This is a genomic window from Myxococcales bacterium, assembly GCA_016720545.1.
Classification (GTDB): Bacteria; Myxococcota_A; Polyangia; order Polyangiales; family Polyangiaceae; genus JAAFHV01.
In genome coordinates this window covers 68,696-81,251 of sequence record JADKKK010000010.1, presented here as the reverse complement: position 1 = coordinate 81,251, position 12,556 = coordinate 68,696, and the positions used below count along the sequence as shown (strand labels likewise).

The window sequence follows — 12,556 nt, the reverse complement described above, 5'->3', positions numbered from 1 at the left end:
CAATTTATGACTCTCGCCCACCGCAACGGGCACGACGAGGCGCGGGTGGGTCACAGGCGCGGGACGTCGCTCGCGGAGGCGGGCCCCACGGCGCGCGCGAGCTGCTGGGTCGCGCGCAGCGCGGCGCCGCGGAGCTCGACCGCGCGGGTTCGCGCGACCACGTAGCTGCCGTAGGCGTCGAGCAGCTCGAGCACGCTGCCGCGGCCCTCCCGATAGCCGACCTCGGCCATCTGCCGCATGCGCTCGAGGTCGCCGGCCACGGTGTCGCGAAAGCGTTTCCACGCGGCGACCCGCGCGGACGCCGTGGCGTACGCGAGCTCGACGTCGCGGGCGACGGTCACCTCGACCTGTCGCGAGCGCAGGCGCTGCGCCTCGGCCTCCGCCGTGCTGCGCCCGATCGTGCCCTGCCCCCGATCGAAGAGCGGGAGCGGCACGCTGAGGCCCACGGTCACGACGCCGCCGTCCTTCGGGCTCGGATCGTTGGGGATGCGGAAGAAGTGCGAGTACCCGAGGCTCACGTCCGGCGTGGGCACGACGGCGCGCTTGACCGCTTCGGTGCGGAGGTCGCCCGCCGTCGCCCGCGACTTGGCGGCGGCCACCTCGGATCGACGCCCGAGCGACGCCGCGACGAGCGCGCGCGCGTCGCTGGGCAGCTCCGAAGGCTCGCTCGTGAGGTCGTCGGCGACGAGGGTGGCGGAGTCGACGTCGCGGCCGATGGTCTGCGCGAGCGCGACCCGCGCCGCGAACAGCTCGGCCTCGGCGTCGGTCTGGCGGGCCCTCGCGCCGCTCTGCTCGACGCCTACGCGCAGGCGGTCGTAGGCGGGGTTCGCGCCCGCGCTGACGCGCTCCGCGATGATGGCCTGCACGCGATCGAGATCGCGGGTCGCCGCCGCGGCGAGCGCGAGCTTCGCCTGCGCGATCTGGAGGTCGAGGTACGCGAGGCGCACGTCGGAGGCGAGCTGCCACGCGGTGGCCGCGAACTCACGCTCCGCGGCGGTCGCGAACCCCTGCGCTGCGTCGCGCCGGAGCCCCACCTGGCCCGCGATGGGCGCAGGCTGCGTGACCGTGAGGTAGAGCTCCTGCTGGCCCCCCGACGGGAGGCCGTGCACCAGGAACGCGCCCGCCGCCGAGATCGTGGGGTTCGCGTAGAGCCCCGCGCCGAGCACGTCCGCGCGCGCGGCCGAGACGTCGAAGCGAGAGGCCGCGAGCTCCAGGTTCTGGTGCCGAAAGCGCTCGAGCGCGTCCGTGAGCGACATGCGGACCGTGTGACCGGCGGCGGGGGCAGAGGGCGCGAGAGCCGGGGCGGGAGCCTCGGGCTCGGCGAGCGCCGGCCGCGAGGAGAGCGCGGGAGCGAGGGCGAGAGCGAGGGCGAGGGCGGTGCGAGCGAGACGGGACATGCGCGGAGGCCTCCGCCTCCCGTTCTAGCAGCCTGTCGTTGTTCGGACCGGACGTACGCCTACGCGGACGCGGACGCGGCGCCGCCCGCGAGCGCCTCGGTGACCTCGACGACGATCATCTCGGCGAGGAGCGCGTAGAGCTCGTCGCCCTCGGCGCGGGTCGCGAGCGCCGGTGCGCCGGTGTAGGCCTCGTCCATGCCGAGCTCCAGGAACGTGCGCTTCCCCGCGCGGATGCCGTCCGCGAGGCTCACGTCGAGGGGCCGCATATCCATGTATTCTGCACGCACATCGCCCGCGGACGCGGACGCGGCCGCGCGCGCGAGCACGAGCGAGGTCTCGTAGCGCCCCGCGTGGCAGTTGCCGCGACGAAACTCCTCGGAGAGCGTGCGCCCCCAGCGCCGCGTGAGCGGACACGCGACCGACACGGTGCCGGGCGGGCACGCGCTCGCCGCCGCGCGCACGGCCGCGTCGTGAGCGGGCTCGAGGTGGTTGTTCACGAGGCACACGTGGGCGAAGCCTTCGCGCAGGAGGCGCGAGCCAAGGTCGGTGAGCATCGCCGTGAGGACCGCCGCCGACACCCCCACCGCGCCCGCGAACCCGCCTGCGTAGTCGGTGACGCCGTAAGGCAGCGACGGCGCGACGACCGCCGAGATCCCCTGCGCCGCGAGCCTCGGGACCGCCCGCTGCGCGGCCTCCTCGGAGATGTACGTGTCGGTCGCGAGCGGCAGGTGAGGCCCGTGGGGCTCCGTGCTCCCCACCGGCAAGAGCGCGACGACCGGCCCCGCTGCGAAGAGCGCCGCGAGCTCCTTCGTGGTGAGCTCGGCGAGCCTCACGCGCCGCCTCCCGAGCGCCCGGGGACGAGCGCGCGGAGCGCCTTCTTGTCCACCTTGCCGCGATCGTTCTTCGGCAGGTCGTCGAGAAACTCGATGAAGCGCGGATACTTGTGCTTCGTCAGGCGGGCACGGACGTGGGCCTTCAGCTCGTCGGCGAGCACCTCGTGGGGCCGCGTCTCGCTGGCGCGGAGCACCACGTAGGCCTTCGGCTTCACGAGCCCCTCGTCGAGCGCCCCCACCACCGCCGCGAGCTGCACCGAGTCGTGGCCCATCAGGCACTCCTCGACCTCGAGCGGAGCGACCCACTGGCCGCCGACCTTGAGCAGGTCGTCCGCTCTACCTGCAAAATACAGGTATCCGTCAGCGTCCAGCGAGAAGAGGTCTCCCGTACGGCACCAGTGGCCGAAGAACGTTCGGAAGCTCTTGTCGCGGTCGAGCCAGTAGCCGTGGCTCACGCTGTCGCCTTTCACCCAGAGCACGCCGATCTCTCCAGGCGCACACGGCGGCGCGCCCGGTCCGTCGGCCTCCTCGGGCAGCACGCGCAGCTCGTAGCCATCAACGGCGCGACCGAGCGAGCCCGGCTTGATGTCGCCCGGGCGGTTCGAGGCGTAGATGTGGAACATCTCTGCGGAGCCGATCCCGTCGTAGACGTCGCTCCCGAACCGCGCTGTCCAGCGACGCAGGAGCGCCTCGGGCAGGGCCTCGCCCGCAGAGAGCGAGAAGCGCACGCCCTCGAGGGGCAGCCCCGCGCGCCCGGCCCCGCGCTCGACCTCGTCGTGCTCGAGCAGCTTACCGAGCATGGTCGGCACGTTCGTGATGACCGTGGGCGAGTAGCGCTCGATCGCGTCGATGAGGCTCTCGGGGGTAGGCCGCTCGGAGAACAGGCCCACCGTCGCGCCGACGGCGAAGGGAAAGAAGAGGTTCGTGCCCGTGGCGTAGCCGAAGAAGAGGCGCGGCACGCTCACGGTCACGTCGGACCGCTGGTAGCCCACGGTGCCCTTCGCGTACACCTCGGTGTTGAAGGCGAAATCGCGGTGGGAGTGGATGTTCGCCTTGGGTTCGCCGGTCGAACCGCTCGTGAAGAGCCACATCGCGGGCTCGTCGCGGTGGGTCGGCACCGGGTCGAGCGCGGGGCGCACCTCGGAGATGGCGCGCGCGAAGTCGTGGAAGCTCGGGTGCTCCGGGACCTCACACGGGGCTTCGGCGTCGTCGCCCGTCGCCACGTCGGGCACGACGAACACGGCCTGGAGCTCGCGCCCGAGGCGGCCCCAGTGCTCGGCGAGGTACTTGGCCACGGTGGGCACGGTCACGACGCACGTGGCGCGCGTGTATCCGACGAGGTAGTCGAGCGACTCGATGGGCGCGTGGGGATTTCCCATGGCGACCACTGCGCCGCGGAGAAGGGTCCCGAAGATCGCCCACGCGAAGGGGGGACAGTCGGGGAGGACGAGGAGGACGCGCTCGCCGCGGCGCACCCCGCTCCGCGCGAGCAGCTCGGCCACGTGGCGCGCCCGCGCGGCCACGTACTCGTAGGTGTAAGCGCGCTCCCCAAACCGAATCGCGGTCTTCGCCCCGAGCCCCTCGGCGATGCGGTCGAACAAGAAATAGCTGGCGAGGTTCAGGTCTTCGTCGAAGCGCACCATGAGAGCACGATACGGCATTTCGGCGCGCGTGCGCGCGGCGGGGCGAGGTGGCGCGCCGCTACTTGAAGCCCTTTGGGGGCAGCGCGCGGAGGTACGTGATGAGCCCGTCCATCTCGGCGGCCGTGGTGGTCCACTGGTGCTTGCCGCCGCCGTTCAGCGTGATGGGCACGCCGTTCAAGATGCCCGTGGAGATGATGACGGAGACGTCCTCGTCGGCCACGGAGGCGAGCGACGCCGGCGAGTGATCGATGCCCTGCGCGCCGGCGTGGCAGAGGGTGCACGCGGGCTCTTGTTTGGGCGCAAAGCCTGCCTTGTAGCGGCTCTCGCCGGCGGCGTAGCGGTTCGGCGCGTACGCGGCGATCGCGATCTCGGTGGTGACCTTCTTGCCACCGGACTCGGCCGTGAGCGTGACCGCCCCGGACTTCTTCGCGGACACGAGGAAGTAGCGCCCGTCGTCGCCGAGAGGGTTCTCGAGGGCCGCGGGCTCGACGGTGACCAGGGACGCGTCGGAGGGCACGAGGCGCAGATCGGCGCCCGCGCCGTACACCGCCACGGCCACGCGGAAGGTGTGCGTGCCGTCGGCGCCGGTGTAGCTCTGCGATGGTCGTATCTGCAGGTCGGGGGTCGCGTCGGGGACCGGGCTCGTGCCGGTCTCGTTGATCGTGCTCGCGTCCGACAGAGGACCCGCGTCGGACGCGGCCCCGCCGTCTGAGGTGGAGGTGGTGGACGAGCAGCCGGCGGCGAGGCCGATCGCGACGCCGACCGCGACGAGGAGAGGGAGACCCGAGCGCAGCGCCATCATCGGGGGTCAGCCTAGCACGCGAGGGAACGCGCGCGACCGGCTCAGGGACGCCGCAGCCGGCCGGCTCAGGGCAAGACGCGCAGAGAACCCCGCACGACGCCGTAGCCCGCCGCGGTGCGGAGGTCGCGCACGAGCGCCGCGGGCTCGAGCTCGCCCGCGAGGAGCGCTCGATAGCCGCGCACGAGGCCCGCGACCTGCGCGGGGGTCTCACGCACGAGCTCGACGCGCAGCCGCGCGGCGCCACGCTCGAGCAGGGCGGGCACCAGATCCGCGGCGCTCTGCGGGCGCTCGTGAAACACGGTGTTGCGGCAGCCCACGTCCGCGATCACCGGGTGGGTCATGCCCGCGCGATCGCGGAGGGCGACCTCGTGGCGCTCACAAGGGCGCCCGCAGGTGCGGTGATCGCGCCCCTCGGAGAGCAGCGCTGCGAACACGCAGTGCTCCGTGTAGAAGAGCGGCATCGGGTGGTGCACGACCACCTCCGCGCGAGGCCCGAGCGGGCCGCGAAGGAGCGCGAGCATCTGCGCGGCGTCGAGGTCGAACGACGGAGTGAACGCGTCGAGCCCGCGCGAGAGCGCTTGTCCGGCCGCGAGCCGATTGGTGACGTTCAGGGAGAAATCCCCCACGCGGAGCGCGTCGCCGTACGCGGCGCGACCCTCTTGCAGCGCGCCGAGGCCTCGCACGAGCACGGCGTCGGGCTGGAGCGCCGCGAGGTAGCGATCGATCTTCTCCTCGCCCGGCTTGCGTACGCGCGGCGGCGCGACCCCCACGAACCGGTGTCCCTCCGCGCGGAGGGCGCGGAGCGCGTGCCCGGTGCCCGTGAGCTCGAGGAAATCGAGGTAAACGCCGTCGGCCCCCGCCTCGAGGGCTGCGCGCGCCTGCTCGAGCGTGCGCGCGAGCACGAAGAGCCCTGGCGCTACCGGCGGCGGAAGCGCAGGTGCGGCCGCGCTCGCGCGCGCGGGAGCCTGCGCGGGGGGCGTGGAGATGCCGTGCGCGCGGTGCCCGGCCCGGACGAGCTCCGCGACGAGCGCGCGGCGGGCGCGGTTCAGCGACGAGAGCGGCACGATCGTGCGCTCCGGGAGATCGACCGTGAGTCCGTCGAGCACGAACGGCGTGCCTGCGAGCTTCCCGAGCTTCGCGCGGAGAAGCTCAGGAGGCGTGGGCTTGTCCGCCTCGGCGAGGTCCGCGTCGCCCTCGACGCTGACGGTGACGCCGCGCGCGGTGGTCGCCGTGAGGCGCGGAGGAGCGCCCCATTTACCTGCAACATGCACATGAACGCCGAGCCTCGCGGGGCTCGCCGTGAGCTCGGCCCGTACCTCCGCGGAGACCCGCGGATCGCTCGTCTTCCACACGCGGCCGCCCGGCGCGAAGGCGCGCGACCCGACCGGCGTGTCGGGCCCGAGCCACACACAGACCCGCGCCCCCACGCCGGCCTCTTCCACGTCCCGACCCGCGGCGGTGAGCGACCAGACTCGCCCGCCGAGCTCTCCCTCGCCCGCGCGGCCTCCTTCGAAGAGCACCCCGTCCCCGCGCCGCAGGGGAGCCGCGAGCTCCACCTCCACGGTCGCGCGGCGACGGTCGCCCCCCGCGCCGCAGACCACGCCGAGCGCGAGCCCGCGGTGATCGCACGTGCGGCCGTCGACGAGGCGCTGGTGGTCGATCCCGGCCAGGAAGCCGGGGCCCGAGCCTCGCGTGAAGGTCTGGAGCGCGCGCGCGCGCATCTCGGGTTCGGGCCGCGCCCCCTGCCCCACGGCGGCCTCCGTCGCGCGGCGGTAGAGGCGGGTCGTGGCGGCCACGTAGTCGGGCCCCTTCAGGCGCCCCTCGATCTTCAGCGACACCACGCCCGCTCGCGCGAGGTCGGGGACGAGCTCGCTCGCCTCGAGGTCCTCGGGCGAGAGCAGGTAGGCCGCGTCGCCGAGCGGCCGGACTTGGCCGTCGACCACGAGATCGTAGGGAAGTCGGCACGCCTGGGCGCACGCGCCGCGGTTGGCGCTCCGGCCGCCGATCGCCTCGCTCGTGAGGCACTGGCCGGAGTACGCCACGCACAGCGCGCCGTGCACGAAGACCTCGAGCTCGACCTCGGTCGCGGCGTGGATCTGCTCGATCTCCGCGATCGAGAGCTCGCGCGCCAGCACCACCCGCGTGGCCCCGAGGCTGGCCGCGAGCTCGACGCTCGGCGCGTCGGTGCAGGTCATCTGGGTGGAGGCGTGCACCGCCAGCGTGGGCGCGATCTCCCGGGCGAGCAGCGCGACGGCGAAGTCTTGGACGATGAGCGCGTCGGCCCCGGCGCGCGCCGCGAGCGCGATCGCCTCCGCGACGGCGCCGAGCTCCTCGTCGAACGCGAGCGTATTGAGTGCAACATACACGCGAGCGCCGCGGGCGTGGGCGAACTCGATGGCGTCGGCGAGCTCTTCGGGCTGGAAGTTCTTCGCGCGCGCCCGGGCGTTGAACGCGCCGAGGCCGACGTAAACGGCGTCGGCGCCGGAGAGGACCGCCGCCTCCAGCGACGGGCGATCGCCCGCGGGCGCGAGCACCTCGGGACGCCCGCGGGCCACGCCGCTCAAAGGAACCACTCGCCGCGGCAGTCGACGAAGCTCCGCTCGCCGCTCGCGCAGAGCCTCGCGAGGGGCTCGACGCGAGGCAGCTCGGTCGCGAGCCAGTACGCCGACGCCTGCACCATGCCGCGCGCGAACGGGTCTTCCCGGCCGACCACGGCGGCCTCCATCTTGAGCCACATCCACGACGTGACGACGACGCCGAGCGCGTCGAGGTAGTCGGTCGCGTGCGCGAGCATGCCCTCCAGATCGCCCCCGGCGCCGCGCTCGCCGAGCACGCGGGTGAGGTCCAACACCTGAGCGAGGCCCGCCCGCACCGCGAGGACGCGCTCCTTGGCGACGCCCGCCGCCTCGGCGCTCGCGCAGTCGTGTCCGACGTCCTCCGCGAGCGCGAGCATCGCCGCGCCTGCGCCTGCCATCGCCTTGCGGCCGAGCAGGTCGAGACTCTGAATGCCGGTGGTGCCCTCGTGGATGGAGTTGAGCTTCTGGTCGCGCAGCCACGCCTCCGGGAGGTACTCGCTCGAATAGCCGTAGCCGCCGTGCACCTGCAGCGCGAGGGCGTTGGCCTCGAAGCCGCGCTCCGCGGGGAACGTCTTGGCGATGGGGGTGAGGAGGTCGAGGAGCTGCTGAGATCGGGCGCGCACGAGCGCGTCGGGCGAGTGCTCGGCGAGATCCGCGTAGCGGGCCGTGACGCCGAGCAGACAGAACGAGGCGTCGACGATCGCCTTCTGACGGAGCAGCATGCGGCGCACGTCGGGGTGCTCGATGAGCGGGACCGGCGGGGCCGTCGGCGGCGCCCCGAGCGGCCTGCCCTGCACGCGGGCGCGCGCGTAGTCGACCGCGGCGTGGTACGCGACGGACGCGGTGGCCGCGGCGTTCACGCCGACCATGATCCGCGCCTCGTTCATCATCTGGAACATGCAGCGCAGGCCCGCGTTCGGCGGCCCCACACGCCACCCTCGACAGTCGTCGGCGTCGCCGAACGAGAGCGCGAGGCTAGGGATGCCGCGCCAGCCGATCTTGTGGATGAGGCCCGTGACGGTCACGTCGTTCGCGATCACCTTGTCGCCGTCGGCGCGGAGCTTGGGGACGACGAAGAGGGAGAGGCCCTTGGTGCCCGGCGGCGCGCCCTCGATGCGCGCGAGCACGAGGTGCACGATGTTCTCGGCGAACCCGTGATCGCCGCCGGAGATGAAGATCTTCGCCCCGCGGAGGAGGTAGTGCCCCTCGGGGGTCGGGCGCGCCGAGGTGACGATGTCCGCGAGGCTCGAGCCCGCCTGCGGTTCGGTCAGCGCCATCGTGCCGGTCATGCGCCCCTCGTACATGGGGCGCATGTAGGTCTCCTTCAGGTGCTCGTCGCCGAAGGCCTCGATGAGGTGCGCGGCGCCCGCCGTGAGCCCAGCGAAGCCGTAGGCGGAGAGGTTCCCCGCCATGAGGTACGCGGTCGCGAACGTGGCCACGGTGAGCGGGAGCTGCTGCCCGCCCACCGCGAAGGGGCGAGACGCCGCCACGACCCCGGCTTTGGCGAGCGCTTCCCACACCGTCGCCATCTCGGGGTGGACGCGCACGCTGGCCTCGTCGCGCTCGTCCCGCTCTTCCCATGGGGTGCGGCGACTCTCGAGGGTCGGCGGGCTCGCGTCCATCGCCGCGTAGGTGGGTGCGAGCACCTCGCCCCCGAGCCGGCGGCAGGTCGCGAGCCACGGGTCGAACGTGTCTCGCCCGTGGTCGGCGAACGCGGGCAGCGCGGTGAGCGCCTCGACGTCGAGCACACGATAGAGAAGAAGGTTGACGAGCTCGTCCGACACGAGCTTCTGCGACGGTACCGACATGGGAGCACTATAGTCCGAGCGCCCCGCGCTTCGGTGGCAGAGCGGCCGAGCCGCCGAGACCGCGGGCTCGAATACCCGTCGACTTGGCTGATTCGAGGCGCTAGGGGGGAGGGCGTGCCTCGGCCGCTCACGCTGCTCCGCAACGCCACGCTCTACGATCCCGAGGCGCGCGGCGTCGTCGACCTGCTCGTCGGCGCGGGCTCGGTGCTCGCCGTGGGCGCCTCGCTGGACGCCCTCCCCGCCGCGCTGTGCGCCACGGTCGATCTCGCGGGCGCGCGCGTGGTGCCGGGCCTGCTCGATCCCCACGTGCACCTCACGGGCGGCGGCGGCGAGTCGGGCCCCTCGTCGCGCGTCCCTCGGGTGGAGAAGAGCGCGCTCGTCCGCGCGGGCGTCACCACCTGCGTCGGCGTGCTCGGCACCGACGGGACCACCCGCACGGTGGCGGAGCTCGTCGCGACCACGCTCGCGCTGCGTGAAGAGGGGCTCTCCGCGTACTGCTGGACCGGCAGCTACGAGGTGCCCGTCGTCACGCTCACGGGCTCGCTGCGCCGCGACGTGGTGTTCGTCGATCCCGTGCTCGGCGCCGGCGAGATCGCCATCAGCGATCACCGCTCGTCACAGCCGACGCTCGAGGAGCTCGCGAGGCTCGCGGCCGACTGCCACGTCGCAGGCCTCATGAGCGGCAAGGCCGGAGTGCTTCACCTGCATCTGGGCGACGGCGCCCGCGGACTCGCCCCCGTGCGCGAGCTGCTCGACACGACCGAGCTGCCGCCGCGCGTGTTCTACCCGACCCACGTGAACCGCAAGCGCCGGCTCTTCGACGAGGCCGTCGCGCTCGCGAGGCGCGGGTGCACGGTCGACGTGACCGCCTTCCCGGTCGAAGACGGCGAAGACGCGTACTCCGCCGCCGACGCGGTCGCGCGGTACTTCGCGAGCGGCGCCCCTCGCGACAAGCTCACGGTGAGCTCCGACGGCGGCGGCTGCCTCCCCACCTACGACGCGCAGGGCACCCTCCTCGCGATGGACGTGGGCCGGTCCGCCGCGCTCGGCGAGACGCTCGCGGAGTTGCTCGCGAGCGGCCTCCCGCTCGACGAGGCGCTCCCGCCATTCACGTCCAACATATCGACTTTGCTCAGGTTGTCGCGAAAGGGCCACCTCCGCCCCGGCGCCGACGCCGACCTCCTGGTGCTTGACGACACGCACCGCATACGCGACGTGATGGCGCGCGGGACCTTCGTGCTCCGCGACGGCACACTCACGACCCACGGAACCGGGACGTTCGAGCCCCAGACAGCGAAATGAAGCCATGAGCCCAGCGAAGATCGAAGGCGACAGGAAACGCGGCATGATCGTGCCGATCGGCGGCGCGGAGGACAAGGAGGGCACGACCGACATCCTCCGCCACTTCCTCGAGGTGTCCGGCGGTTCGCGGGCGCGCATCGTGATCATCCCCACCGCGTCGAGCCTGGAGGAGACCGGGCGGCGGTACGAGAAGCTCTTCCGCAAGCTCGGCGCCGACGAGGCCAAGTCCTTGCCCATCGCCACACGCGACGACGCGAGCAAGCGCGAGTGGCTCGACTACCTCGAGAAGGGCACGGGCATCTTCGTCACGGGCGGCAACCAGCTCCGGCTCACGACCATCCTCGGTGGTACGCCCGTCGCGCGCGCGATCCGCAAGGCGAACGCGCACGGGGTCACGGTGGGCGGCACGAGCGCGGGCGCGGCCATCCTCAGCGAGCACATGATCGCCTACGGCGCGGAGGGCAACACCCCGCACGCCGGCGCCGTCACGCTCGTTCCCGGGTTCGGCCTCACGAACCGCATCATGATCGACCAACATTTCCGCCAGCGCGACCGGCTCGGCCGCCTCCTGACGGCGCTCGCCTACAATCCATTCGCCGTGGGCGTGGGGCTCGACGAAGACACGGCGGCGTTCATCGACCACAACAAGCTCCTCACGGTCGTCGGCGCCGGCGCGATCACGATCGTCGACGCCTCGGAGCTCGAGCACTCCTCGATCGCCGAGGTGAAGGAGGGCAAGCCCGTGACGATGACGAACGTGCGCCTCCACATCCTCGTGGCCGGCTGCTCATTCGACCTCAACACGCACAAGGCCTCGCCGAAGCCTCACTGAGCCTCGCCGTTCGCTCGGGCGATGATGTCGCGCATCCGCGTCGAGCGCGGGGCGGCGGCGGCGCGCTCAGCTTCCTTCGGAGGCTCGCTTGACGGCGTCGAGCACGGCGAACGCCGCGCCCGGATAGACGCCGAGCTGGATCTCGGGGTGATTGCGCAGGAACACCGTGACGAGCCAACCGAGCGAGCGGGCGTCGAAGCCGATGGTCACCTGCAGGATCGTCGTGTCGGGGATGGATCCGTCGGCCAGGTCGAAGCGGAAGTGGATGTCGCGAGGCTCTCCCGAGAGATACGATAGCTCGACCCACTCGCGGTCTTCCTCACGATGCCGGAGCTCGAAGCCGAACTTGGTGGAGAAGAACGCGATCTTGAAGCGGAGCTGCATCGCGACGCGATCGCCGTCCACGTGGACCTGGTGGACCATCGGCAGCCGCGAGGGGAAGTGCGACACGTCGCGGATCATGTCCCACACGCGCGCGCGCGACGCCTCCACGCGCGTGGCGGCCACGGCGAGATCGAGCGCCCCGGCTCCGCTGCTCCGCAGGATGAGGAGGTGGCCGTCGGCTCGCTCGACGGCCTCGGGTGCGAACGCGAAGCGAGTCGGAGAACCCATGTGGCCTAAGCCTCCGGAACCGGGCGCAGCATCGCGCCGCCGAGCACCCCAGTCCACCCGAAAAACGCGACGAATCCGAGGAACGTCGCAGGCCCGCCCGCGGCGAGCCACGGCGGCGCGTCAAGCAGCGCGCCGACGCTCATGACCAGCGCCAGGGCCGCGACCACGCCGGTGAACCACACGACCCATCGAGGGAGGACGCCCGTGGCGGCGACCGCCCAGGCCACCGCGAGAAGCACCGGAAGCGCGGCGAGCCCGTCGAGCGCGAACCACACCGAAGTCAAGGTGCCCATGGTGAGAGCGGCCTGCGGGGTCTTTGGATCGATGAGAAAGGGCATCGCCTGAAAGGCGACGAGCGAGCACGCGAACACGCCGTAGGTGAACGTGCCGCTCGCGAGCACGAACCCGGATAGCCACCGAAGCGCGCCCTCGCGGGCGCCCTCCCGCAGCCGCGTTCTTCCGGCGAGGACCGCGAGCTGGACGAAGCCCGGGACGAACGCGGCGATCCCGAGGTAGTTGCCGACGAGGAAGCCCGTGCGGTGGGCCGCGTACCACGCCGCGAACGCCTCGCCGCTCATGCCGAGCGCGGCGGGCGGCGCGGCGGGAAGCGCGACGAGCGGAATGACCACGAGCGACAGGGCCGAGAACCCGAGCCCGCAATAGCCCCCCACCCTCGACGCGCGACGTTCGTCCATCGGCCAAGTGTGCCACGAGCGATTGACCCACACACCGCCACAGAGGTGACTGGCCG

The 12,556-nt window shown here is 72.6% G+C and carries 10 protein-coding genes; 2 read left to right on the top strand and 8 right to left on the bottom strand.

Annotation, left to right across the window (positions count from 1 at the left end):
* Positions 1-50: 50 nt before the first annotated feature.
* The 6 genes from IPQ09_19055 to IPQ09_19030 form a co-directional block, all read right to left on the bottom strand.
* The gene (locus IPQ09_19055) at positions 51-1,397 is read right to left on the bottom strand and encodes a TolC family protein (protein MBL0196281.1); all 1,347 of its coding nucleotides are present in this window, start codon (positions 1,395-1,397) and stop codon (positions 51-53) included.
* Positions 1,398-1,456: 59 nt separating this feature from the next.
* Positions 1,457-2,230 carry a creatininase family protein gene (locus tag IPQ09_19050; protein ID MBL0196280.1) on the bottom strand — a complete coding sequence of 258 codons (774 nt, stop codon included), beginning with the start codon at positions 2,228-2,230 and terminating at the stop codon, positions 1,457-1,459.
* Positions 2,227-3,873, bottom strand: coding sequence for a benzoate-CoA ligase family protein (locus IPQ09_19045; protein ID MBL0196279.1), 1,647 nt, complete (start codon positions 3,871-3,873; stop codon positions 2,227-2,229). Before IPQ09_19045 ends, IPQ09_19050 begins: the two co-directional genes overlap by 4 nt.
* Positions 3,874-3,931: 58 nt before the next feature.
* Entirely contained in the window at positions 3,932-4,675 is a 744-nt protein-coding gene (locus tag IPQ09_19040; protein MBL0196278.1) for a hypothetical protein, read from the bottom strand.
* A gap of 65 nt (positions 4,676-4,740) precedes the next feature.
* Positions 4,741-7,179 carry a U32 family peptidase gene (locus IPQ09_19035; GenBank protein ID MBL0196277.1) on the bottom strand — a complete coding sequence of 813 codons (2,439 nt, stop codon included), beginning with the start codon at positions 7,177-7,179 and terminating at the stop codon, positions 4,741-4,743.
* A gap of 56 nt (positions 7,180-7,235) precedes the next feature.
* Entirely contained in the window at positions 7,236-9,059 is a 1,824-nt protein-coding gene (locus tag IPQ09_19030; protein MBL0196276.1) for an acyl-CoA dehydrogenase, read from the bottom strand.
* Positions 9,060-9,173: 114 nt separating this feature from the next.
* Between IPQ09_19030 and IPQ09_19025 the strand changes: the two genes are divergently transcribed.
* Entirely contained in the window at positions 9,174-10,361 is a 1,188-nt protein-coding gene (locus IPQ09_19025; GenBank protein ID MBL0196275.1) for a beta-aspartyl-peptidase, read from the top strand.
* A 4-nt stretch (positions 10,362-10,365) separates the two neighbouring features.
* On the top strand, positions 10,366-11,193 hold the full coding sequence (locus IPQ09_19020) for a cyanophycinase (GenBank protein ID MBL0196274.1): 828 nt from the start codon (positions 10,366-10,368) through the stop codon (positions 11,191-11,193).
* A 66-nt stretch (positions 11,194-11,259) separates the two neighbouring features.
* Here IPQ09_19020 and IPQ09_19015 read toward each other — a convergent pair whose 3' ends face one another.
* Together IPQ09_19015 and IPQ09_19010 are read right to left on the bottom strand one after the other, a co-directional pair.
* On the bottom strand, positions 11,260-11,805 hold the full coding sequence (locus tag IPQ09_19015; protein ID MBL0196273.1) for an SRPBCC family protein: 546 nt from the start codon (positions 11,803-11,805) through the stop codon (positions 11,260-11,262).
* Between the two features lie 5 nt (positions 11,806-11,810).
* Entirely contained in the window at positions 11,811-12,500 is a 690-nt protein-coding gene (locus IPQ09_19010) for a hypothetical protein (GenBank protein ID MBL0196272.1), read from the bottom strand.
* Positions 12,501-12,556: the final 56 nt, after the last annotated feature.